The organism is Streptomyces sp. LMG1-1-1.1 (assembly GCF_040815545.1).
In the GTDB taxonomy this organism is placed as follows: domain Bacteria; phylum Actinomycetota; class Actinomycetes; order Streptomycetales; family Streptomycetaceae; genus Streptomyces.
The window spans coordinates 33,365-56,336 of record NZ_JBFPNH010000044.1; the positions used below are offsets into that span (position 1 = coordinate 33,365).

Consider the following 22,972-nt stretch of genomic DNA (forward strand, 5'->3'; position numbering starts at 1 on the left):
CGGCGGTGATTACTCGCCGACGGTGACTACTCGCCTGCGGTGCTTACTCGCCTGCGGTGCTTACTCGGTGACCCCGTCGTGGTCGTCGTGCAGGCCGCCGCCGGTGCCCGAGCCGGTGGTCGGCACGGAGTCGACCGGCTTGCGCAGCGAGGAGATGTCGTGGGCGTAGGTGCCCACGGCGTTGGCGATGACCTTGATGTTGGCTTCGAAGGCCGTCATGTCGATGTTCTTCAGGTCGTCGCCCTTGGCGTGGTAGTTCACGTCGTACGCGACGCCCGCCGTGCCGCCGAACAGGGCGGCCTGGGCCGGGGTCTTGATGCCCTCGGCGCCGGTGAAGGTGCCGCCGGAGGGGATGCCGACCTCGATGAACGGGCCGTAGTCGGAGCGGCCGCTGAAGTCGGTGCCCTCGTGCGGGAGACCGCGCTTGTCCATGAAGTCGGTGATGTCGCGCTCCAGCTGGGCGGAGCCCTCGGGGCCCGCGCCGGCGCCGACGCCGTCCGAGTCGTCGCCGTCGTAGACGAACAGGCCGTAGTTCGGCGAGGCGATCATGTCGAAGTTGAGGTAGAGCTTGATCTCGCCCTTGTCGAGCGCCGTGAGGGTGTTCACGTAGTGCTCGGAGCCGAGGAGGCCGTTCTCCTCCGCGGACCACCAGGCGAAGCGGACCTTGTTGCGGACCTTGTCCTTCGACTTGGCGAGCTCCAGGGCCGTCTGGAGGAGGCCGGCGGAACCGGAGCCGTTGTCGTTGATGCCGGGTCCGGCGGTGACGGAGTCGAGGTGGGAGCCGAGCATCACGGTGTTCGCGGCGTTGCCGCCGCGGGTCTCCGCGATGACGTTGTTGGTGGAGCGGAGTTCGCTGAGCTGGCGGATCTCCAGCGAGAGCGAGACCGGGCCGTTCGCGAGGTCGGCGGCGAGCGCCACGCCCTCGGCCTGGGTGAGACCGCCGGTCGGGATCTTTCCGGCGGCCGGGTCGCCGAGGGTGCCGGAGAGCGCGCCCTCGGTGTTGTTGTAGATGACGGCGCCGACGGCTCCGGCCGCGGCGGCGTTCTGCTGCTTGGCGGCGAAGGTGCAGCCGCCGCGCTTGATCAGCGCGATCTTCCCGGTGAAGGTGCCGGTGGCGAAGTCGCCGGGCTCGCAGCCGGTGGTGCCGTCGGCGTCGACGGGCACGGCCGCGAGGGCCGCGGTGATGCCGCCGACCGGGGTGGACTTGGTGTACGTCATCGCCTTGATGTCGAGCGTGCGGGGCGCGGGGGCGACGACGGAGGCCTTCTCGGCGAGCGTCTGCGTGTACTGGAAGTCGAACTTCTGGTAGCGGACGTCGTATCCGGCCTTCTTCAGCTGCGTGTACACGTACGCGGCCGAGGCGTCGTGCCCGAGGGTGCCGGCCGCGCGGTTGCCGCCGGCCGAGTCGGCTATCGCCTGGAACTTCTGCAGGTGCTTGTAGGCGTCCTGTGCGGTGGTTTCGCGGACCAGCTTCTTCGCCAGCTTGGCGGCATCGCGGGCGGGTGCGGCCGTGGGGTCCTGCCCCGCGGTGGCGGGGGAGGCGAGGACCAGCGGGGTGGCGAGTGCGGCGGCGGCCAGGATGGCCGCGGCACGGCGCTGGGTTGCGTTCACAGAAGTCCTTCCCGTTACGGACGAGGTTGAGGGGAAGTTAGCGATATCCAGGGCATTCTGTGAACAGGTTCTGCGTAATTCCTGTCCGATTGAGCAGGATTGACATGTGGAGTTATCAATTCCCCGGCGCTTTACCCTCCTTGGCGGCTTTCGCCGCCTTCGCCGCCGCCTTCATCTCCTGCTTGTGCGCCCGCACCTTCGCCAGTGACTCCGGCCCCGTGATGTCCGCGGCCGAGCGGTACGACCCCTGCTCGCCGTACGCGCCCGCCGCCTCCCGCCAGCCCTTCGGCCGCACCCCGTACTGCTTGCCGAGCAGCGCCAGGAAGATCTGCGCCTTCTGCTTCCCGAACCCCGGGAGCGCCTCCAGGCGCGCGAGGAGCTCCTTCCCGGTCGCCACGCCCTCCCACACGGCCGAGGCGTCACCCCCGTACTCCTCCACCAGGAACCGGCACAGCTGCTGCACCCGCCCCGCCATCGACCCCGGGTACCGGTGGACCGCCGGCTTCTCCGACAGCAGCGCCGCGAACTCCTCCGGGTCCCGCGCCGCGATCTCGTGCGCGTCCAGATCGTCCGCGCCGAGCCGCGAGGCGATCGTGTACGGCCCGGAGAACGCCCACTCCATCGGCACCTGCTGGTCGAGCAGCATGCCCACGAGCGCGGCGAGCGGGGACCGCCCGAGCAGCGCGTCCGCGTCCGGCTGCTGGGCGAGATGGATGTCGGGCGTCTTCGGCACGGGACTCATGCCCCGATCATCGGGCCGGAGCCCCCCGCCCGCCCGGTGGGTTCACCCCTTCGCGAACCGGCCGGGCACGGGGAGCGGGCCCACCGGCACGCCGACGGCCCCTACCGGCCCTTGACGCGCACGTCCGGGTCCTCGCACCACTCCAGGACCGAGGCCCAGTCCCCGTACCCCGAGTCCGGGTTGAGGTGCTCGCCGCCCGGCACGTGGTCCACGTCGAGGCCGAGCGGGGTGCCGTAGTGCACGTCGGCGCCCTCGGGGCAGTACGGGTCCCCGTCGCCGTACACGAGACGGGCCGCGAGCCCCCGCTCCGCCAGGTCGAGTCCGTCGGCGAAGGCGGCGATGGCCGGGATCGAGGCGGTCACCCGCGGCGAGGGCGGCGAGACCAGGAGCACCTGGTCGGCGTCGGGCCGCCGCTCGCCCGCCCGCAGCCAGAGCAGGACCGACAGACTGTGCGCGAGGACGACGAACTCGCCTTCGGCCGGACGCCGCCCGTGCTCCTCCAGGGCCGCGAGCCAGTCCGCGAGGACGGGCGCGTCCGCGTCGGGCAGCTGCGGGTAGCGGACCTCGTGGCCGCGCTCCCTGAGCTGCCCGGCGAGCCAGTGCTGCCAGTGGCCGGGCGGACGGTGGTTCTGGAAGCCGTGGAGGATCAGATACGTGGTCACGGCACGATCCTGCGTCCGCCGCCCGCCTCCGTCCACCGCGGTCCACGGAGCGGTCGGCCGGAGGGGGCGGACGGAGGTCGGAGGGGACGGTCGGCGGGGACGGCCGGAGGGGGGTCGGAGGGGACGGTCGGCGGCCGACGTACTCCCGCAGGTGGCGGGCGGTCAGCCGCCCACGTAATCCCGCAGGTGGCGGGCGGTCAGGGTGTCCCCCTTCTCGACCAGCTGGGCGGGGGTGCCCTCGAAGACGACGCGGCCGCCGTCGTGACCGGCGCCGGGGCCGAGGTCGACGAGCCAGTCGGCGTGGGCCATCACGGCCTGGTGGTGCTCGATGACGACGACCGTGTTGCCGGCGTCGACGAGCCGGTCGAGGAGCGCGAGCAGCTGGTCGACGTCGGCGAGGTGGAGCCCGGTGGTCGGTTCGTCGAGGACGTAGACGGCCCCCTTCTCGGCCATGTGGATGGCGAGCTTGAGGCGCTGGCGTTCGCCGCCGGAGAGGGTGTTGAGGGGCTGGCCGAGGCGGAGGTAGCCGAGGCCGACGTCCTTGAGGCGGCCGAGGATGGTGCGGGCCTGGCCCTTCGCCGTGAAGAAGTCGTACGCCTCCTCGATCGACAGGGACAGGACCTCGTGGATGTTCTTCCCGTCGAGCCGGTACGTGAGGACCTCGGGCGTGAACCGCTTGCCCTCGCACTTCTCGCAGACGGAGGCCACACCGGCCGCGATGGCCAGGTCGGTGTAGATGAGCCCGAGGCCGTTGCAGTTCCCGCAGGCGCCCTCCGAGTTGGCGCTGAAGAGGGCGGCCTTGACGCCGTTGGCCTTGGCGAAGGCCGTGCGGATGGGGCCGAGGAGCCCCGTGTACGTCGCCGGGTTCGAGCGCCGCGAGCCGCGGATCGGGGACTGGTCGGCGACGACCACGCCCTCCCGGCCCGGCAGGTTGCCGTGGATCAGGGAGGACTTGCCGGAGCCTGCCACGCCGGTGACCACGGTCAGCACCCCGGTCGGGATCTCGACGCTCACGTCCTTGAGGTTGTGCTGGGTGGCGCCGGTGATCGAGAGGGCGCCGGTCGGGGTCCGCACCTCCTCGCGAAGCTTGGCCCGGTGCGAGAGGTGTTCGCCGGTGAGGGTGCCGGAGGTGCGCAGGCCCGGCACGTTCCCGCTGTAGCAGATCTCGCCGCCCGCGGTCCCGGCCCGCGGCCCGAGGTCCACGACGTGGTCGGCGATCTCGATGACCTCGGGCTTGTGCTCGACGACGAGGACGGTGTTGCCCTTGTCGCGCAGGCGGAGCAGCAGGTCGTTCATGCGCCGGATGTCGTGCGGGTGCAGTCCGGTGGTCGGCTCGTCGAAGACGTACGTGACGTCGGTGAGCGGCGAGCCGAGGTGGCGCACCATCTTCACGCGCTGGGCCTCGCCGCCGGAGAGCGTGCCGGACGACCGGTCGAGGCTCAGATATCCCAGTCCGATCTCCACGAGCGAGTCGAGCAGCTCGCGCAGGCCCGCGAGGAGCGGGGCGACGGACGGGTCCTCGATCCGGCGGACGAACGCGGCGAGGTCGCTGATCTGCATCGCCGAGCACTCGGCGATGTTGACCCCGTCGATACGGGAGGCCAGCGCGGCCCGGGTGAGTCGGGCCCCCTCGCACTCGGGGCAGGTGCGGAAGACGACCGCGCGGTCGACGAAGGCCCGGATGTGGGCCTGGAGCGCGTCCCGGTCCTTGGCGAGGAAGAGCCGCTGGACCTTCGGCACCAGGCCCTCGTAGGTGAAGGTGTTGCTGCCGACCTTCACCTTGCAGGTCGGCTTGTGGAGGAAGGCCTCCCACTCCTCCTCGGTGAAGTCCGCGAGCTTCTTGTCGGCGGGGTAGAAGCCGGATTCGGCCATGATCCGCCAGTACCAGGAGTCCACGGCGAAGTTCGGGACGGTGATCGCGCCCTCGGCGAGGCTCTTCTCCCGGTCCACGAGCTCGTCGACGTCGATGTCCGAGACCTCGCCGGCGCCCTCGCAGCGCGGGCACATGCCCTCGGGGAGGTTGAAGCTGAACGCCCCGGACGTGCCGACGTGCGGGGTGCCGAGGCGGCTGAAGACGATCCTCAGCATCGTGTACGCGTCGGTGGCCGTGCCCACCGTGGAGCGGGAGTTGGCGCCCATCCGCTCCTGGTCGACGACGATCGCCGCGCTGAGGTTGTGCAGCCCGTCCACGTCCGGGCGGGCCAGGGACTGCATGAAGGACTGGAGGAAGGCGCTGTACGTCTCGTTGATCAGCCGCTGCGACTCGGCGGCGATGGTGCCGAAGACGAGCGAGGACTTCCCTGAGCCGGAGACCCCGGTGAAGACGGTGAGGCGGCGCTTGGGCAGGTCGACGTCGACGTTCTTGAGGTTGTTCTCGCGGGCCCCGCGGACCTGGATGACGTGGTGGCCGTCCGCCGCGGCGGGTTCGTTCGTTCCGACGGGGTGGTTCATGCGTGCGCCCTCCGGTGGTCGTCCCAAGCTCGGACGGACAGGGTACTCTATACGGCGTACAAAGTTACGGCTTAACGCATCTGACCTGCGAGAATGAGTGCCATGGCGACCACCGGCGGGAAGAACCGCAGCGGGGCCGGCGACCCGGCCCGCACCCTGGAGCTGCTCTGGCGCGACAGCGCCCCGGCCCCCGGCGCGCGGCGCGGCCCCCGCCAGGGCCTCACCGTCGACGCGGTCGTCGACGCCGCCCTCGACCTCGCCGACGGCGGCGGCCTCGACGCCCTCACCATGCGCGCCGTCGCCCAGCGCCTCGGCGTCACCCCGATGACCCTCTACACGTACGTCCCCGGCAAGAGCGAACTGCTCGACCTCATGCTGGACACCGTCTTCCTCCGCATGGACCGCCCGCCGTTCGACCCCGGCGAACCCTGGCGCGCCCGCGTCACCTCCGTCGCCGACGCCAACCGGGCCCTGCACCTCCGCCACCCCTGGCTCGTCGACCTGCGCATCGTCCGCGCCCCGCTCGGCCCCGGCGTCATGGCCAAGTACGAGTACGAGCTCGGCGCCTTCGAAGGGCTCGGCCTCGACGACGTCGCCCGCGACTCCGCCCTCACCTTCGTCCTCGGCTCCGTACAGTCCAGTGCCCGGGCCGAACTCGACGCGCGGGCCGTGGAACGGGAGAGCGCCCTGTCCGACGGCGAATGGTGGGCCGCCCACGAGCCGCTCCTCGCCCGCGTCTTCGACGGCCGCCGCTTCCCCCTCGCCGGCCGCGTCGGCGAAGCCGCCGCCCTCGCCTACGGCGGCCTCTACGACGCGGACCACGCCTACGCCTTCGCCCTCGCCAGGGTCCTGGACGGCCTGGCGGCCCTGGGCGCGGGCGCAGCGGCGTCGGGCTGATCACGGCAGCCGGGGGCCTGTCAGCCCCGTGCGTCCGTCGGTCCCGCGCATCCGTCGGTCCCGTGCGTCCGTCGGTCCCGTGCGTCCGTCGGTCCCGTGCGTCCGTCAGTCCCGTGCGTCCGTCAGTCCCGCAGGGGCAGCAGCGCCCGTACCCCCGCTTTGAGGCGGTCGCTCGAGAGGTCCTGCTCGACCGTGAGGTGGTGCATGACGTCCGGGGAGAAGGACGCGAGCAGCAGGTGCGCGAGGAGCGTGCTGTCGGCGCCCGGTTTGAGCTGCCCGATGAGCAGGGCCACATGCGTGTGCATCACCCGGTAGGCGCCGCTGTGGTAGCGGGCGCGGGGTGCGGCGGAGTGCGCCGCCAGCAGTAGTTCGCGCTGCTCGCCGACCCGGTCGACGAGGGCGTCGAGGAAGGCGTCGAGCCGCTCGGCGGCCGGGGCGCCGGGGCCGAGGGGCGGTGGCCCGCTCATGTACGCCTCCTGGAACTGGCGCTCCCGGTCGTCGAGGAGGGCCCACAGGAGCTGGGAGACGTCGCCGAAGCGGCGGTAGACGGTGCCGACGCCGATGCCGCTGGCGTGGGCGACCTGGTTCATGGTGACGGCGTCGGGGCCCTGCTCGGCGACGATCCGGGCGGCGGCGTCGAGGATCTTGCGCCGGTTGCGGGCGGCGTCGGCGCGCTCCGGGGCGGGCGAGTCGACGGTGGGGAGCAGTCCGGGACCGGACAGGGGCGTGATCTCCGGCCCCGCTGCCGTCCCGGCTCCGGCCTGCGGTTTCTCCGTGCTCATCTGTCGACTCCCGCTCTTTCTTCCGGCTCGCCCGTGTTCCCCCTAGGTCGTTGCTCGTTGTTGAGCATACCCGTCCCCCTTGCAAACCGGATAGCGATCCGCTTAACTCGGAACATCGAAGCGGAAAGTAATCCACTTTCTTGGATCGAGGAGAGTTCGCCATGTCCGTCAAGGTCGCCGTCATCTACTACTCGGCCACAGGCTCCGTCCACCGGCTCGCCCAGGCCGTCGCCGAAGGCGCCGAGAAGGCCGGCGCCGAGGTGCGCCTGCGCCGCGTGCCCGAGCTCGCCCCCGACACCGCCATCGACGCGAACCCGGCCTGGCGCGCCCACGTCGACGCCGCCGGTGACGTCGAGATCGCCACCCTGGACGACCTGGAGTGGGCCGACGCGTACGCCTTCGGCTCCCCGACCCGCTTCGGCAACATCGCCGCGCAGCTGAAGCAGTACATCGACACCTCGGGCGGCCTCTGGCAGCAGGGCGTCATGGCCGACAAGCCCGCGACCGCCTTCACCAGCGCGCACAACGTCCACGGCGGCAACGAGTCCACGCTCCTCGCCCTCTACAACACCTTCCACCACTGGGGCTCGGTCATCGTCTCGCCCGGCTTCACCGACCCCTCCGTCTACGCCGCCGGCGGCAACCCCTACGGCACCGCCCACCCCGGCACCCACGGCACCCCCTCCGACGACGTCCTCCACGCCGCCCGCTACCAGGGCACCCGCCTCACCCGCTTCGCCAAGCGCCTGAAGGGCCTCGCGGACGCCTGACCGCCCGGACGGGATCGGCCGGCCGGGACCGCCGTACGGGATCCGCCGCCCCGATCGGCCGTACCGGGCCGCCGACCGGATCCCCGTACCGGATCCACTCACCCGCCGATACGACGAAGAGCACCCCCGGGGCCTCCCCAGGGGTGCTCTTCGTCGCTCCGTTTCCCGCCTACGCCAGCGACAGGAACAGCTTCTCCAGCCGCGCCCGCATCACATGCGGGTCCTCCCCGTCCTTGCGGCCGCCCTCGATGTCCGTCAGGCACTGCTGCAACCCGGTCGCGATGATCGCGAACCCGGCCCGGTCGAGCGCCCTGGAAGCGGCCGCGAGCTGCGTCACGACCTCCTCGCAGTCCCGCCCCTCCTCGATCATCCGGATCACGCCGGCGATCTGCCCCTGCGCCCTGCGCAGCCGGTTCAGCACGGCCTTCAGCTCGGCGCCCGCGAGATCGAGTTCCACAGCGACTCCTCCACAGATACCCCACGGGGTAATTTACTCCCCAGCACGGGGTTCCGTCGAAGACCAAGGATGACACCCACCCCACCCCCACCCCACCCCTCCCACCCGCACCGCCCCACCCACCCCCCCCGCGAGCCCCACCACAGCGGCGGGGCTCACGCACACCGGCCGCGCGGCCGGTCGGCGGGGGGTCAGTCCTGGGTCGGGCCCGACTCGTCGATGGGGCGGATGACGACGGGGTGGTCGGGGGAGCCGGGAGGGACGGGGCAGCGGGCGACCTGGGCGGCGATCTCGGTGACGCGGTCGAGGCTGGGGCAGTCGAGGACCCAGTAGCCGGCGAGGACTTCCTTGGTCTCGGCGTAGGGGCCGTCGGTGACGACGGGGTCGCCGTTGGCGTCGACGGTGACGAAGCGGGTCGTGGAGGGGGCGGCGAGACCCTGGGCGTCGAGCATCTCGCCCGTGGAGGCCAGTTCCTTGTTGATCGTGTTCATGTGGTCGTACATGGCCTGGAGCTGCGCCTTGTCCCAGGCGGGGCTGCCGGCCGAGCCGCGCCCGACCATGCCCTCGTAGTCGGCCTGCGACCCCTGGACCATCACCAGGTACTTCATGACGTCCTCCTCGTTGGCGTGTACGTCCCGCAGGGACGTGTTCTCGCAGGAGAGTCGTAGCCGGATCCGGGTTCTCGACACCGCGCGGGCGTCAGCTCGAAAAACGGGAGAAATCACCCGACCGCCTCATGATTCCCGTGTGAACGCATTCACCTTCTCCGCGGCCTTCATCGCCTTCTTCTCGGTCGTCGGCCCGCCCAAGGTCCTCCTCGCCTTCGCCGGCCTCGCCCAGGTCCACCCCGTCCGCCAGCTGCGGAACATCGCCCTCATCTCCTCGGGCGCGGCCGTCCTCGTCGGCCTGGTCACCGGCATCACGGCCCCCTGGATCCTGAACCTCTTCCACATCAGCACGCCCGCGCTCCAGCTCGCCGGCGGCGTCATCTTCTTCCTCTACGCCGTCGGGCTCGTCCTCGGCATGCACCTCGGCTCCGACGGCCCCCACCAGGACGCTCCCGACCTGGTCAGCGGCGTGCGCGAGCTGCTCATGCCGTACGTGGTGAGCCCGCTGGCCATGACCGCCGTACTGATCGAGGCGGCGGCCCGCGATTCCTTCAGCTGGCGTTCGACGGTCGTCGGCGCGTACGTGGCCGTCATCGCCCTCGACCTGGTCTGCGTCCTGCTCCTCACCCACCTCCTGCGCCGCACCCACCACGCCACCATCGAGCTCCTCGGCCGCCTCCTGGGCCTGCTCCTCGCCGCCGTCGGCGTCGACCTCGTCCTCGACGGCCTCTACGACCTCGGCGTCACGGGCCTCGAACTCCGCCACTGACCACCGCGCCCACCGCGCGAGAGGCGTCCGCACCCGGCTTCAGGCGGCGGCGGTCATGGTGGCGGTCAAGGCGGTGGTCGCGGTGCTGGTCACGGCGGTGGCAACGGCTGTGGCTACGGCGGGGGCTACGGCGGCGGAGTCCAGGAACTCCGTCACCGTCGTCACGAACTCGTCCTCCTTCTCGAACAGCACGACGTGACCGGCGTCGATCTCCGCGTACCTGCTCCCGGTGATCGCCGCGTGCAGCTCCCGGCTGTTCTCCACCGGGACCGTGGCGTCCCGCGTCGCGCCCACGACCAGCGTCTCCGCGGTGATCCGGGGCAGCAGCGCGCGGATGTCGACCCCCAGGTCGAGGGCCACGTGCCGCAGGGTGCCCGGGGTGGGCGGCATGTTGGGGATGAGGGCCTCGACGCCCTCGCGGCCGATCGCGTTGAGGAAGCCGCGGCTGAACCCGGTCATCGTCACGCTCCGCCCGAACCCCGCCGGGTCGGACGCGCCGAGGCGCTGCCACAGCGTGAACAGGTTCCGCAGGTACTCGTCGCCGTCGGTGTACGCCCAACCCGCCACCAGCACCAGCCGGTTGACCAGGTCCGGGCGCAGCGCCGCGACCGCCGCCGAGACCGGCGACCCCATCGAGAAGCCGAGCAGGTCCACCGGACCCGTACCCGCGTCCTCGATCACCCCGATCACCTGCGCCGCCAGCGTCTCGACCGTCAGCTCACCACCGTCGTCGACCGTCCGGTCGGCGCCCGACAGATCCATCGTGACGACCCTGCGGTCGCCGGTGAAACGCGGCGCGGTCCGACCCCAGTTGATGACCGCCCCGCCCGACCCGGTGCCGTGGACGAGCACCAGCGCGGGGCCCTCGCCCGCGCCCTCGATGTCGTAGTGGACGTGCGCGGTGCCGACGGTGACAGTAGCCATGATCATTGCTCCCGGTGGAGGGGGTGAGTGCCTGACACCGAGGACTCTGCCGACCCTCGCGACCACCCGGGAGAGCCCTTCCGACCCTGGGATCGCCGGTCCCTGGATGGAGCCTCGCGCCTCCGGCAGGATGATCCGCATGACGACGATCGACCGCCGCGAACTGGCCGACTTCCTGCGCCGCTCCCGCGACCGGGTCCGCCCGCAGGACGCGGGTCTCCCGGCCGGGCCCAGGCGCCGTACCCCCGGGCTTCGCCGCGAGGAGGTCGCCCAGCTCGCCGGGATGTCCGCCGACTACTACATCCGCCTGGAGCAGGCCCGCGGCCCGCAGCCCTCGCCGCAGATGCTCGCCGCGCTGGCCCGCGCGCTGCGGCTCGACACCGACGGGCGCGACCACCTCCACCTGCTCGCCGGCCACCGTCCGCCCGCCGGCCCCACGGCCGGCGACCACGTCTCGCCCGGCCTGCTGCACCTCCTCGACCAGCTGGACTCGACCCCCGCGCAGGTCCTCAGCGACCTGGGCGACGTCCTCGCCCAGAACGCGATGGCCCGCGCCCTCCTCGGCGGCGTCTGCACGGTGTCGGAGCACGGCCGCAACGTCGTGTGGCGCTGGTTCGCCGACGAGCGGGCCCGTACGGCGTACCCGCCCGAGGAGCACGCGTACTACAGCCGCCTCCACGTCGCCGACCTGCGCGCCGCCGCCGGCCGCCGCTCCCACGACCCGGCCTCCACCCGCCTCGTGGACCGACTGCGCGCCGTCAGCGACGAGTTCGCCGCGCTCTGGGCCCTCCACGAGGTCGCCGTCCGCCGCCACAGCCGCATGCGCGTCGTCCACCCGGTCATCGGCCCCGTCGACCTCGACTGCCAGGTCCTCCTCGCCCCGGAAGGCGAACAGCGCCTCGTCCTCCACACCCCGCCGCCGGGCACCGACGCGGCGGAGCGCCTGGCCCTCCTGAGGGTGGTGGGCACGGAGCAGTTCACGGCGGCCCCGTAACAGCTCACCGCCCCCAACAGCCCACCGACGACCAAGAGCCCATCGCCCACCAAGAGCCCACCGACGACCAAGAGCCCACCGACCACCAAGAGCCCACCGCCCACTGCCCACCAGCGGCTCACCGCCCGTAGCGCTGTTTTTCGTCAGCCGGCCGCCCGCTCCTCCAACGGCCGCCGACGCAGCCCGGGTTCGGTGAGGACGGGCGCACGCCAAGCGCCGTCGGGCTGGTAGAGGTTCGTCCCGGGCGGCACGATCGCGTCGATACGGTCCAGGACCTCGTCGGTGAGGATGACGGGCGCGCCCTTGAGCAGCCCCTCCAGCTGGTCCATCGTCCGCGGCCCGATGATGACGGAGGTGACCGCCGGGTGCGCGGCCACGAACGCGATGGCGAGTTCGGGCAGGCTGCAACCGATCTCGTCGGCGAGGGCGACGAACTGCTCGACGGCGTCCAGCTTGGCGGCGTTGACGGGCAGGGAGGGGTCGAAGCGGTGCGGGGTGAGCGCGGGCCGCCCGCTGGTGAGGTCGATGGGGGCGCCCTTCCGGTACCGGCCGGTGAGGAATCCGGACGCGAGCGGGCTCCAGGTCAGGACGCCCATCCCGTACCGCTGGGCCACGGGCAGCACGGACGCCTCGACCCCCCGCGCGAGCAGCGAGTACGGCGGCTGCTCGGAGCGGAAGCGGCGCAGCCCCCGCCGCTCGGCGACGGCGTGCGCCTCGACGATCTCCTCGGCCGGGAAGGTGGAGCAGCCGAACGCCCGGATCTTCCCCTGGGTGACGAGGTCGCCGAGGACGTCGAGGGTCTCCTCGACGTCCGTACGGTGGTCGGGCCGGTGCACCTGATAGAGGTCGATCCACTCGGTGCCGAGCCGCTTGAGGCTGTTCTCGACGGCGAGCGTGATCCAACGCCGCGACGAGCCGCCCTTGTTGGGCCCTTCACCGCCCATCGGGAAGTACACCTTGGTGGCGAGGACCGTCTCCTCCCGCCGCCGCGGATCGCGCAGCGCCTTGCCGACGATCTCCTCGGACTCGCCCGCCGAGTACATGTCGGCGGTGTCCACGAAGTTGATGCCCTGGTCCAGGGCCGCATGGATGATCCGTACGGACTCCTGGTGATCCGCATTCCCCACCGCACCGAACATCATGGTGCCGAGGCAGTACGTGCTGACGTCGATCCCGGTCCCGCCGAGTACCCGATAGCGCATGCGCGCACTCTAGGAACTGGAGTGCACTCCAAGGCAAGAGGGAAAAGGGCCGTCGAGGCGCCCTCCCCTTTTCCCTGGAGACTCTCTCTAGGCCGCCCCCACCCCGCCCTCCCGCAGGAACCCGACGATCAGCCGGTGCAGCACACCGGCCCTCTCCAGGTGGACGTCGTGCCCGGTGCCGGGCACGCTCGCGCCGTGCAGCCCGGGCCGGATCCCGACCATCTGCGCGTACTCATCGCCGCCGATGATCCCGCCCTGGGCGCCCTCCCCGAGGACGGCGAGCGTGGGGCAGGCGACGGCCGTCCACTCGTCCCAGAAGCCGCCGGCGGCGTTGTCGTCGAGGGACCGCACCATGAACTCGGGATCGAAGCGCGGCCACAGCCCTCCGTCGCGTTCCTCGAGCCCGCTCGCCCATCCTTCCCCCACGGCTTCCTTCCCGCCGCCGAGGTACGCGACGGCTGCTTCCCGCGAGGTGAACGGCACCGGCCACGACCGCAGCCACGCCCCGATCCCCTCCTGCGTACCCGGGTCCGACGGGCCGGGTCCGGCCTCGACGAGGACGAGCGCGCGCGACAGCCCGGGGTGGGCGGCCGCGGTGAGGAAGGCGGTGTGTCCGCCGAGTGACTGTCCGACCAACACGGGCCGGTCGAGCGCGAGTTCGTTGACGACGGCGACGACGTCGGCGACGTACGCGGTCCGCGAGGCGTCCCCGGGGTGCCGCTCGCTCGCCCCGTGCCCGCGCTGGTCGAGGGCGACGACCCGGTAGCCGGCATCCCGCAACAGGCGCGCGCTCGCGTCCCACTCGCCGGCATGCCCGGCGAGCCCGTGGAGCATCAGGACGTCGGGCCCGGAGCCTCCCCAGTCACGGCAGGACAGCCGTACGCCGCCCCGCACCACGACCCGCTCGGACCAAGAAGTGGAAGCCATCCCCGCATCCTCTCCTAAGGGTTGAGGAGTTGGTCGGCCACGGCGGTGCGGGCGTACAGCACGGACCGCCCGCTGCGGTGGGCGGTGACCAGTCCGGCGTTCCGCAGGGCGATGAGGTGCTGGGAGACGCCCGCGGCGGACAGCCCGCAGTGGCTGGCGAGCTGGGTCGTCGAGGACGGGGTGTCGAGCTCGGTGAGCAGCAGGGTCCGCGAGCGCCCGAGGACGGCGGCGACGGCGTCGGTGGCGGCGGTGGTACGGGGCTCCCAGACCGTTCCGATTCCTCGTGCGGGGTAGGCGAGTTGGGGCGGGTCGGGGTGGACGGACCGGGTGAGGACCCGCGGCCAGGCGAAGACGGACGGGATGAGCAGCAGCCCGGAGCCGGCCTGGTCGCGGGTGAGCGCGCAGTGGCGGCGTACCAGCCGCAGCGTGCCGTCGTCCCACCGCACCGTCTCGTGGAGTTCGCTCAGCACCCGCGCCGAACCGTGCTCGGCGACCTGCCGGGCCCGGTGGAAGACGTCGGCCTCCAGGACCTTCTGGATCCGGGCCCAGTAGGGGGCGAGGGCGATCTCCCAGTACGACTCGATCTCGTCGGCGATCCTCCCCAACGCCTCCTCCGGAGCCTCCCGAAGCACGCGCGACCGGAGGTTCCCGCCCGAGCCGTTCTCCCCCCGTTCCTCCCGCCCCAGCCTGTCGAGGTCGTCGCGCACCTGCTCGGCCGGGGTGCGGCGGATGGCGTCGAGCTCGGCCTCCAGGGTGGGGAAGGGGCCGGCGGGGGTCGGGGTGAGGAAGTCGGCGAGGTACCCGTGGCCGGGGACGAGCGCGTCGAGCCACCCGCGGTCGAGCCCGGCCCGTGCGATCCGCGGCCGGACCTGGGCGACCCACCGCCGGTGCGGGGCGGTGTCGGGCTGCCGGACGAGGATGCGGTAACTGGTGACGACCTCCCACATGGGGGAGACGGCGAAGCGGGTCTGGGCGAGGTCGGCGGCGGAGAAACTGAGCCCGGATTCCATACGTCCACTTCCCCCAAGTCACACATTCCGGCCTACTGCCCCGAATGGATTCGGCTCCAGCTTAATCATTGGAGGCGCTCGGCCCCTGGGCGCAGCCTCCTCCCATGCCCTCCTCCTTCCGCGGCCTCCCGCCCGTCGTCTGGACGATCTTCGCCGGCACGATCATCAACCGCCTCGGCTACCTCGTCACCCCGTTCCTGGTCTTCTTCCTCGCCTCGCGCGGAGTGACCGGCACCGACACCTCGTACGTCCTCGGCGCCCTCGGCGCGGGCAACCTCCTCGGCCCGGCCGTCGGCGGCATCCTCGCCGACCGCCTAGGCCGCCGCCCCACGATGCTCATCGGCCTGATCGGCGCCGCGGCAGCCCAGGGCGCCCTCTTCCTCGCGCCCGGCGTCTGGACGATGGCCGCGGCGGTCCTGCTGATCAGCGCGGCCGGCAGTGCCGTGTCCCCCGCCGCGTACGCCCTCCTCGCCGACGCCGTCGACGCCGACCGCCGCCAGCGGGCGTACGCCCTCTTCGGCTGGGGCGTGAACATCGGCAGCGCCGTCGCCGGCGTCCTCGGCGGCTACCTCGCCGCCCAGGGCTACTGGCTCCTCTTCGCCGTCGACGCCGGCTCGATGCTCCTCTTCGCCCTGGTCGTCGCCGTCCGCCTGCCGGAACCGAAGCGGACGGACACCGCCGCGGCGGCTCAGGACGGCCTCGGTTACGGCGTCGTCCTCCGCGACCGCCTCGCCCTGCTGCTGCTCCCGCTCTTCGGCGTCCAGCTCTTCGTCTACTCGCTCACCGAGGTCGCCCTGCCGCTCGCCGTCCACGACAGCGGCCTCTCTCCCGCCGTGTACGGAGCGATGGCGGCGGTCAACGCCGTCCTGGTCGTCGCCCTCCAGCCGTTCGCCACCGCCCGCCTGGCCCGCCTCCCGCAGCTCGCGGTCCAGAGCGGGGGCAGCGCCCTCATCGCCCTGGGCGTCGCCCTCACCGGCCTCGCCGACGGCATCGCCGGCTACACGCTCTCGGTCGTCGTCTGGTCGCTCGGCGAGGTCGTCGTCGCCGGCATCGCCGCCGGCGTCGTCGCCAACCTCGCCCCCGCCCACGCCCGCGGCCGCTACCAAGGGGCCTTCAGCTGGACCTGGGGCCTCGCCCGCTTCGCCGCCCTCACCCTCGGCGTCGCCACCTACACCACCCTCGGCCCCACCACCCTCTGGTGGACCGCCCTCCTCGCCGGCACCACCACCGCCGCCGCCACCCTCGCCCTCACCTCCCGCGTCACCCGCCGCACCACCCACACCCTCGCCGCGTGACCCCGCCCCGCCCCTACTTCCCCTCGGCCAACGTATGGGCCACGAGCGCGTTCGCGTGCCCGTGGCCCATCCCGTACTCCGCCTTCAGCCACGCCACCAACTCCATGTGCTTCCCCAGCGGCGACGCCCCGATCAGCTCCTTCCACTCCCCGATCGGCCTCCCGTACTTCTTCTCGATCGACGGAAAGTAGCTGGCAGGCCCCTTCACCACGTTCTCGGCCACGACGCTCTCCTCATCCCAGACGGTCAACTACCACTTCAGACCGCCACCCCACCCCAAACTCATCGCCCCCCGCCCCCTCAATCCCGCCGAATCTGCTCCGGCTCCACATGCCTCCGCACCATCGGCACCGACGCCACCCCCGCCACGACCATCACCACCACCGCACACCCCACCAACACCGGCAACCCCTCCCAGTCCCAATGCACCGCCCCACCCCCCGTAATCAGATAGCTCGACTCCGCCAACCACCCCGCCACCACCGCCGCCCCCAACCCAACTCCCAACGGCACCACCACCTGCACCACCTGCACCACCCTCAACGTCCCTGCCCTCGCCCCCAACAACACCAACGCCGCCACCTCCCCCCTCCTCTCCATCCCCCTATCCGCCACCGCCACCACAAACGCCGCCACCCCGATAACCAGCCCCAACACCATCCCCACCACCAACAAACTCCGAATCACCCTCAACTGCGCCATCGAATCAATCACAATCCCCACCGGATCCACCGCCGCCGTAGGCGCCACCGCCCCAATCCCATCCAGCACAGAACGCACGGTCTCGGGATCGGAATCACTGAGAAGCGTGAGGGTGCCGTGCGAATCCGCCAGGCCTGCCGGAGCGAGCGAAGGAGGTACGAGAAGAGCGCCCGCCTTGAAAGCGGACACGCCCCATGTCCGCAGGGCGACTCGCTCGGCCGGCACGGTCACCAGAACCTTCCGGCCGTCCCCCAACGCGAAGGGGTACTTCTCTCCCGCCTTCGGGTCGTACCAGTACGGCGTGCTCTCGTCCCGCAACTGCATGACGCGGCCGTCCACACAACCCCGGGCCTGCCGCGCATACGCCGCAAGCTGCGCACACGTGCCGACCACCAGGTCAGCGTGCGCCACGTCGCTCCCGTCCAGCGGATCCCACGAGCTGTACGACACAGTCGCGTCCCGCACCCCGGGAACCTCGGCCAGCGCCTCCCGTTGTGCCGGCGACACATCCTTCAGCCGAATGTCGTACTCCTGAAGCGGCCCGCTCCGCCGACTCACCTGGTCCAGCTCGATCAACACCCCCTGCGTCAGCGACGCCCCGAACACCAGCAGCACGAGCCCCGTCACCACCCGCAACGACGCCCCCGGATCCACCTCTGTCCGCCGCATCGCCAACGCCACCGGCAGCGACGTCGCCACCCCCGCCACCCGCCGCGCAATCCACGCGATCACCGGCGGCAACCCGAAAACAAGCCCAGCACCGGTCAACAACACAGCCCCAGGCACCAACAGCGACGCCGCCGTCCCTCCCGACGGATCCCGCCCCATCGCACTGGCCACGCAATACCCCGCGACAACCCCCAGCCCAGGCACCAATAGCAGCAACCCGAACTTCCTCGGCGCCTTCCGCTCCCCCGTCCTCCGCACACTGATCGGCGACAACGCAGCCCGCCGAGCACCGAAATGCCCCACCACCCACGCAAGCGCCGGACACCCAAACAAACACACGACCACCGTCGACGCCTCGGGTCGCCCATCACTCGGATACCAATGCAACCCAGGAAGCCCGACCCGTGCCATCACCTCATTGACCCCGAGATACCCCACGACCCCAAGCAGGGCACCAACTGAGGCCGCCACCACGTTCTCCCCCGCATTGACCCGCAGCGTGTCCTTCACACTCAGGCCCACCAGCCGAAGCGCAGCAAGCCGCCGCGCACGCGACTCTCCGGACAGCCGCGCACAGACGGAGAGGAAGATGACGAGGGGAAGCAGCACGATGCACCCGAGGGTGAAGCGCAGGATGCTGAGGGTCGATGGTTCGACGATCTGACGCCACGATCGACTGGTGCCGAAGCTACCCAGCTCTCCTGCCTCAGTCAGCTCAGCAGGGGTGGTGCCGATATAGGCGTACAGATCTTCGGTGTCGCCCAATCCTTCTGGTGAAATGATGCCAGTGACGCGACCGGGGACCAGACCGGCTGCATTCGGATTGGCAGCCAGAATCTCGGCGAGCTTCGGTGAGATCACCGCTTCGCCGGCGTCAGGAAGCTGTGTAATGCCCGGGGGCACGGGAGCAGGCCCAGCACTTCTCCGTGCGACGAAGACCCGATGGAGCGGTTGCGACCCGTAAGGATCCCGGAATTCCTGGTAAAGAAAGCTACTTGTTCCCATCGCGGGCTCGCGCGCAGCTGTACGCCCGTCATGAGCGGTGAGGATCGATGGGATCGTGAGGACGGCGGCCAGGCACGCCACTCCGAGTGCCGACCCAAGCGTCATCAGTAGGAATCGGGCCTGTCCCCGACGCCCGCTGCCGCGCAGCAACCGCATTCCGAGGACGAGCGGGTTCACGCCGCCACCCTCTGGGCCAGAAGGCCGTCCGACATCGTGTACTGCGTGTCGGCCCTCGCCGCGACCTCGGCATCGTGCGTGACGATGACCACGGCTGTCTTCTGCCTCCGCGCCAGCTGAAGGAACTCCTCCAGCACGGCAGATGCATTGACGCTGTCAAGGGCGCCGGTCGGTTCATCCGCGAACACCACGTCAGGCCTATGGACCAGAGCTCTTGCCACCGCGACACGCTGGCTCTGGCCGCCTGACAGCTTCGAGGTTCTGCGTCGCAATAGATCGCCCATCCCGAGCCGTCCCAGCACCTGGGCGGCCATGGCATGGGCATGCGTCTTACTGATTCCAGCGAGCCGGAGGGGAAGGGCCGTGTTCTCTTCCACGGTCAGCTCGGGCAGGAGCTCCCCGTACTGGAAGACGAACCCCAGGCGTGTACGTCGCAGGGCACTCAGCTCCCCGTCTGGGAGCGAAGAGAGTTGCACGCCGTCGAAGGTCACGGTTCCGCTGCTCGGCGGCAGAACTCCTGCGAGGCAGTACAGCAGCGACGATTTCCCCGATCCGCTACTTCCCATGATGGCGGCCACTTCACCGCGCTCGAGTGTGAAATCTGCGTTCCGTACGGCTTGCTCGGTGCCGTAGAGGAGATCCACGCCCTCGGCGCGGAGGATGACGTCCATCGTGGTGCGCTCCTTGGGGGCGGGGAGCCGCGCCTAAGCGGCTCCCCAGATCCGATGACTACTTGCGGGAGAACAACCGCTCCGGTGAGCAGTAATCAGGCCGCAGGGATCCGCGGTCGATGCACGCGTGCATCCTCACCTGCTTGGTCTTGAGGACCGCACCGTCGGAGAACACCTTGTCGACCTTGATGTGCCTCCTCTGGACGCCTGTGAGGTGGCCCCACGCGTAGCCCTCGACCCTGATACGGAGGTACACGTTGTGGCCGTCGTCGTTGTTCTCGTCGCGCAGAGTGCCCTTCACATGCAGGCCGCTCGGGATCTTGGTCGTCGGCTGCCACTGGTACGTGCCGACGAAACCGACCCCCGGCGTCCGCATCACCAAATCGTGGGCCGAATCGGCCACCGCCACCCCCATCCCCCCGAAGAACAACCCCGCAGCCACCACCGCTGTAGCCAACTTCCGCATCGATAACCCCTGTTTGGTCGAGCGCCGACTGGTCATCACAGAAAGTATCGGCATGACTACATAAGGATGCGCGCAGTAACGTCCCTCCCTCTCATGACCCCTCGATCCGGTGAACGGGGGGATCAGGCGTGACGGGGAGGGGGTCGGGGGTGGGCAGGGCGGCTGGTCGGGTGCCCGTAGGGGTGATCGTCGGTGAGCCTGCGTGAAGGGGTGGGGGAGCGTCGCCAAGGTGGCGCGCATGCACTCTTCGTTTTTCTCTTACGGCTCGGGTTTCACCTCTCTGTCTTCCGCGCGGCTGCGGCGCGCGTTGGTTCCGTTTGCGGCTGCCGTCGCCTTGTTGGGTACGGCGGGGACGAGCGTGGCCGGGGCGGTGGAGGCGTGTGGGTCGGTGATCACGGCGCCGCTGGCGCGGCCGGTGGCGGCGGATGATCCGTGCCCTAGTACGGATCCGGTGGTGTGCAGGATCCGGGTGTTGCCGATGGACGAGAAGGTGGAGGCCCAGCGGACGCGGATGCGGTACCACGGGCTGCTGGAGGACATGCACCGCACCGAGGCGGCGATGCGGGAGGCGGGGTTCACCGATGAGGAGATCGCGCGGGAGCTGGTCGACATGCGGAACCAGGCGAAGGAGATCACCAGGGCTGGGATGAGTCCGGAGGAGGTGCGGGTGCTGGAGGAGCGGAACATCGCGAAGTACGGGAATCCGCTCGGGCCGACGGCGGATCAGCTGTACGCCAAGTACGGCTCGTGGCAGAAGGTGATCGACGCGTCGATGCGGACGAGTTACGCGGTCGACCGCGAGTTGAGCCTCGAGTACCGCCCCTGTCCTGTGTAGCGGCTGAGGGGCGGGGGAGGGGGAGGGGGAGGGTGGTCGAGGCCGGCCGGACTTTCGTCTTTCCGCGCTGCGGGCGACTGAGACGCACGTCACTCTGCGCCTGGGCGGCGACGGCGTTGCCTCCGTCCCCGGCAACGTCGAAGGGCCCCACCGCGAACGGTGGGGCCCTTCAACGAATTGCCCGGTGAGAGCAATGGCGGAGGATACGAGATTCGAACTCGTGAGGGGTTGCCCCCAACACGCTTTCCAAGCGTGCGCCCTAGGCCACTAGGCGAATCCTCCGGGGCAAACAATACAAGACGTTGAGGGGTGCTCGCGAACGTGATCGGTACGAGGGGCGTCGGGGTGGGATTGCGGGTGGGGTCGCGGGTGGGACCGAGGGAGGGAGGGGCACGGGGGGTGCTGGGGATCGGGTACGCTGGGCGGAGCCCCTCACGCGGTGCTATCTGACTGAACTCCCCCAGGGCCGGAAGGCAGCAAGGGTAGGTCGGCTCTGGCAGGTGCGTGGGGGGCGCTTGCGTTTCCGGGGGAGCCGGCGGGCGGCACGGGCGCAGCCGGTGGTTCGGGGACGGGCGGAGCCGGTGGGGCCTGGGATAGGCGCAGCCGGTGGGTCCGGGGGACTGGCGCGCAGCCGGTGGGTCCCGGGACCGGTGGGGTCGGGCGCAGCCGGTGGGTTCCGGGACGGGCGGAGCCCGCTGCGTCCGGGAACGGGTGCAGCCAGTGGGTGCCGGGACCGGTGGAGCCGGTGGGTCCCGGGAGGGGCGGAGCCCGCGGGGCCGGGAACGGGTGCAGCCAGTGGGTGCCGGGACCGGTGGAGCCGGTGGGTCCCGGGAGGGGCGGAGCCCTCGGGCCCGGGGCGGGCGGGGGCGGTTTTTCCCGGGTTGTCGGTGGGCGCCTATAACCTCGTAGTTGTGTCGTCTCTCGCGCTCTACCGCCGCTATCGTCCGGAGTCCTTCGCTGAGGTCATCGGGCAGGAGCATGTCACTGACCCGTTGCAGCAGGCGCTGCGGAACAACCGGGTCAATCACGCGTACCTGTTCAGTGGGCCGCGTGGGTGTGGGAAGACGACGAGTGCGCGGATCCTGGCGCGGTGTCTGAACTGCGCGCAGGGGCCGACGCCGACGCCGTGCGGGGAGTGTCAGTCGTGTCGGGACCTGGCGAGGAACGGGCCGGGGTCGATCGACGTGATCGAGATCGACGCGGCGTCGCACGGTGGTGTGGACGATGCGCGTGACCTGCGGGAGAAGGCGTTCTTCGGGCCGGCGTCGAGCCGGTACAAGATCTACATCATCGACGAGGCGCACATGGTCACGTCGGCGGGGTTCAACGCGCTCCTGAAGGTGGTCGAGGAGCCGCCGGAGCACCTCAAGTTCATCTTCGCGACGACGGAGCCCGAGAAGGTCATCGGGACGATCAGGTCGCGGACGCACCACTACCCGTTCCGGCTGGTGCCGCCGGGCACGCTGAGGGACTACCTCGGCGAGGTGTGCGGGCAGGAGGGCATTCCGGTCGCGGACGGGGTGCTGCCGCTGGTGGTGCGGGCCGGTGCGGGGTCCGTGCGTGACTCGATGTCGGTGATGGACCAGCTGCTGGCGGGGGCCACCGACGACGGTGTGACGTATGCCATGGCGACGTCGCTGCTGGGTTACACGGACGGCTCGCTGCTCGACTCGGTGGTGGACTCGTTCGCGTCCGGGGACGGGGCCGCGGCCTTCGAGGTGGTCGACCGGGTGATCGAGGGGGGCAACGACCCGCGGAGGTTCGTCACGGACCTGCTGGAGCGGCTGCGGGACCTGGTGATCCTGGCGGCGGTGCCGGACGCGGCGGAGAAGGGGCTCATCGACGCCCCCGTCGACGTGATCGAGCGCATGCAGGCGCAGGCGTCGGTCTTCGGGGCCGCCGAGCTGAGCCGGGCGGCGGACCTGGTCAACACGGGGCTGACGGAGATGCGGGGCGCCACCTCGCCCCGGCTCCAGCTGGAACTGATCTGCGCGCGCGTGCTGCTGCCCGCCGCCTTCGACGACGAGCGCTCGCTCCAGGCCAGGCTCGACCGCCTTGAGCGCGGAGCCGCCGCCGCGCCCGCGCCCGTCTTCACGCCCGGGCCGCCGGCGCCCGCCCTGGGGTACGTGCCCGGGCCCGAGGCCCACACGCCGATGGCACCGCCGCCGCCCGCCCCGGCTCCCGTACAGGCGGCTCCCGTACAGGCGGCTCCCGTGCACGCGGCCCCCGTCCAAGCGCAGCCCGCGCACGCCGCGCCCGCGCCCGCCTTCCAGCAGGCCCCGCAGCCCGCGCCCGCGCAGGCGCAGCCCGCCGCGACGCGTCCCGGGGCCTGGCCGGGGGCAGCCG

General features: G+C 71.2%; 22 protein-coding genes, 1 tRNA gene and 1 other RNA gene. 8 read left to right on the forward strand and 16 right to left on the reverse strand.

Annotated features, from left to right (window positions below):
- Positions 1-60: 60 nt before the first annotated feature.
- The 4 genes from MRBLMG1_RS25960 to MRBLMG1_RS25975 form a co-directional block, all read right to left on the reverse strand.
- A complete protein-coding gene (locus tag MRBLMG1_RS25960) occupies positions 61-1,611 on the reverse strand; it encodes a M28 family metallopeptidase (protein WP_367826530.1) in 1,551 nt (516 codons plus the stop codon).
- Positions 1,612-1,726: 115 nt separating this feature from the next.
- Positions 1,727-2,353: an HhH-GPD-type base excision DNA repair protein gene (locus MRBLMG1_RS25965; RefSeq protein WP_367826531.1), complete on the reverse strand. Its 627-nt coding sequence runs from the start codon at positions 2,351-2,353 to the stop codon at positions 1,727-1,729.
- A gap of 101 nt (positions 2,354-2,454) precedes the next feature.
- On the reverse strand, positions 2,455-3,015 hold the full coding sequence (locus MRBLMG1_RS25970) for an RBBP9/YdeN family alpha/beta hydrolase (protein WP_367826532.1): 561 nt from the start codon (positions 3,013-3,015) through the stop codon (positions 2,455-2,457).
- 162 nt (positions 3,016-3,177) lie between these two features.
- A complete protein-coding gene (locus tag MRBLMG1_RS25975) occupies positions 3,178-5,466 on the reverse strand; it encodes an ATP-binding cassette domain-containing protein (protein ID WP_367826533.1) in 2,289 nt (762 codons plus the stop codon).
- A 102-nt stretch (positions 5,467-5,568) separates the two neighbouring features.
- Between MRBLMG1_RS25975 and MRBLMG1_RS25980 the strand changes: the two genes are divergently transcribed.
- Positions 5,569-6,363, forward strand: coding sequence for a TetR/AcrR family transcriptional regulator (locus MRBLMG1_RS25980; RefSeq protein WP_367826534.1), 795 nt, complete (start codon positions 5,569-5,571; stop codon positions 6,361-6,363).
- 122 nt (positions 6,364-6,485) lie between these two features.
- On the opposite strand, the gene MRBLMG1_RS25985 is transcribed toward MRBLMG1_RS25980, so the two are convergent.
- The gene (locus MRBLMG1_RS25985; protein WP_367826535.1) at positions 6,486-7,145 is read right to left on the reverse strand and encodes a TetR/AcrR family transcriptional regulator; all 660 of its coding nucleotides are present in this window, start codon (positions 7,143-7,145) and stop codon (positions 6,486-6,488) included.
- Positions 7,146-7,306: 161 nt separating this feature from the next.
- On the opposite strand from MRBLMG1_RS25985, the gene wrbA reads away from it, so the two are divergent.
- Positions 7,307-7,915, forward strand: a complete 609-nt coding sequence (gene wrbA, locus MRBLMG1_RS25990; protein WP_367826536.1) for an NAD(P)H:quinone oxidoreductase — start codon at positions 7,307-7,309, stop codon at positions 7,913-7,915.
- 169 nt (positions 7,916-8,084) lie between these two features.
- Here the strand turns inward: wrbA and MRBLMG1_RS25995 are convergent, their stop codons facing one another.
- Together MRBLMG1_RS25995 and MRBLMG1_RS26000 are read right to left on the reverse strand one after the other, a co-directional pair.
- Positions 8,085-8,372 carry a metal-sensitive transcriptional regulator gene (locus MRBLMG1_RS25995; RefSeq protein WP_367826537.1) on the reverse strand — a complete coding sequence of 96 codons (288 nt, stop codon included), beginning with the start codon at positions 8,370-8,372 and terminating at the stop codon, positions 8,085-8,087.
- 191 nt (positions 8,373-8,563) lie between these two features.
- Complete coding sequence (locus MRBLMG1_RS26000; RefSeq protein ID WP_367826553.1) at positions 8,564-8,980, reverse strand: YciI family protein; 417 nt, start codon at positions 8,978-8,980, stop codon at positions 8,564-8,566.
- 139 nt (positions 8,981-9,119) lie between these two features.
- Here MRBLMG1_RS26000 and MRBLMG1_RS26005 point away from each other — a divergent pair, with 139 nt between their 5' ends.
- A complete protein-coding gene (locus tag MRBLMG1_RS26005; protein WP_367826538.1) occupies positions 9,120-9,749 on the forward strand; it encodes a MarC family protein in 630 nt (209 codons plus the stop codon).
- A gap of 39 nt (positions 9,750-9,788) precedes the next feature.
- Here MRBLMG1_RS26005 and MRBLMG1_RS26010 read toward each other — a convergent pair whose 3' ends face one another.
- Positions 9,789-10,673: an alpha/beta fold hydrolase gene (locus MRBLMG1_RS26010; protein WP_367826539.1), complete on the reverse strand. Its 885-nt coding sequence runs from the start codon at positions 10,671-10,673 to the stop codon at positions 9,789-9,791.
- A 139-nt stretch (positions 10,674-10,812) separates the two neighbouring features.
- Between MRBLMG1_RS26010 and MRBLMG1_RS26015 the strand changes: the two genes are divergently transcribed.
- Positions 10,813-11,667, forward strand: a complete 855-nt coding sequence (locus MRBLMG1_RS26015) for a helix-turn-helix transcriptional regulator (protein WP_367826540.1) — start codon at positions 10,813-10,815, stop codon at positions 11,665-11,667.
- A gap of 143 nt (positions 11,668-11,810) precedes the next feature.
- On the opposite strand, the gene MRBLMG1_RS26020 is transcribed toward MRBLMG1_RS26015, so the two are convergent.
- The 3 genes from MRBLMG1_RS26020 to MRBLMG1_RS26030 all read right to left on the reverse strand — a co-directional run bounded on the left by MRBLMG1_RS26020 (position 11,811) and on the right by MRBLMG1_RS26030 (position 14,806).
- A complete protein-coding gene (locus MRBLMG1_RS26020; protein WP_367826541.1) occupies positions 11,811-12,869 on the reverse strand; it encodes an aldo/keto reductase in 1,059 nt (352 codons plus the stop codon).
- An 87-nt stretch (positions 12,870-12,956) separates the two neighbouring features.
- A complete protein-coding gene (locus tag MRBLMG1_RS26025; RefSeq protein ID WP_367826542.1) occupies positions 12,957-13,796 on the reverse strand; it encodes an alpha/beta fold hydrolase in 840 nt (279 codons plus the stop codon).
- Between the two features lie 14 nt (positions 13,797-13,810).
- Positions 13,811-14,806, reverse strand: a complete 996-nt coding sequence (locus MRBLMG1_RS26030) for an ArsR/SmtB family transcription factor (RefSeq protein WP_367826543.1) — start codon at positions 14,804-14,806, stop codon at positions 13,811-13,813.
- Positions 14,807-14,910: 104 nt separating this feature from the next.
- Between MRBLMG1_RS26030 and MRBLMG1_RS26035 the strand changes: the two genes are divergently transcribed.
- Positions 14,911-16,101, forward strand: coding sequence for an MFS transporter (locus tag MRBLMG1_RS26035; protein WP_367826544.1), 1,191 nt, complete (start codon positions 14,911-14,913; stop codon positions 16,099-16,101).
- A gap of 13 nt (positions 16,102-16,114) precedes the next feature.
- On the opposite strand, the gene MRBLMG1_RS26040 is transcribed toward MRBLMG1_RS26035, so the two are convergent.
- From MRBLMG1_RS26040 to MRBLMG1_RS26055, 4 genes are all read right to left on the reverse strand, one after another.
- Positions 16,115-16,324 (reverse strand): DUF4287 domain-containing protein, encoded by a 210-nt coding sequence (locus MRBLMG1_RS26040; RefSeq protein WP_367826545.1) that lies wholly within the window; start codon positions 16,322-16,324, stop codon positions 16,115-16,117.
- 77 nt (positions 16,325-16,401) lie between these two features.
- Entirely contained in the window at positions 16,402-18,654 is a 2,253-nt protein-coding gene (locus tag MRBLMG1_RS26045) for an FtsX-like permease family protein (protein ID WP_367826546.1), read from the reverse strand.
- Complete coding sequence (locus MRBLMG1_RS26050; RefSeq protein ID WP_367826547.1) at positions 18,651-19,325, reverse strand: ABC transporter ATP-binding protein; 675 nt, start codon at positions 19,323-19,325, stop codon at positions 18,651-18,653. The genes MRBLMG1_RS26045 and MRBLMG1_RS26050 overlap by 4 nt, the downstream gene beginning before the upstream one ends.
- A 58-nt stretch (positions 19,326-19,383) precedes the next feature.
- Complete coding sequence (locus tag MRBLMG1_RS26055; protein WP_367826548.1) at positions 19,384-19,701, reverse strand: hypothetical protein; 318 nt, start codon at positions 19,699-19,701, stop codon at positions 19,384-19,386.
- A 328-nt stretch (positions 19,702-20,029) separates the two neighbouring features.
- Here MRBLMG1_RS26055 and MRBLMG1_RS26060 point away from each other — a divergent pair, with 328 nt between their 5' ends.
- Entirely contained in the window at positions 20,030-20,626 is a 597-nt protein-coding gene (locus MRBLMG1_RS26060) for a hypothetical protein (RefSeq protein WP_367826549.1), read from the forward strand.
- 194 nt (positions 20,627-20,820) lie between these two features.
- Here the strand turns inward: MRBLMG1_RS26060 and MRBLMG1_RS26065 are convergent.
- Positions 20,821-20,908 (reverse strand) — tRNA-Ser (locus tag MRBLMG1_RS26065).
- A 141-nt stretch (positions 20,909-21,049) separates the two neighbouring features.
- Here MRBLMG1_RS26065 and ffs point away from each other — a divergent pair.
- Both ffs and MRBLMG1_RS26075 read left to right on the forward strand, forming a co-directional pair.
- Positions 21,050-21,148: signal recognition particle sRNA small type (ffs, locus tag MRBLMG1_RS26070), an RNA gene on the forward strand.
- Positions 21,149-21,537: 389 nt separating this feature from the next.
- Positions 21,538-22,972 (forward strand): DNA polymerase III subunit gamma and tau (locus MRBLMG1_RS26075; protein WP_367826550.1); only part of this gene is annotated, 1,435 nt, incomplete at its 3' end.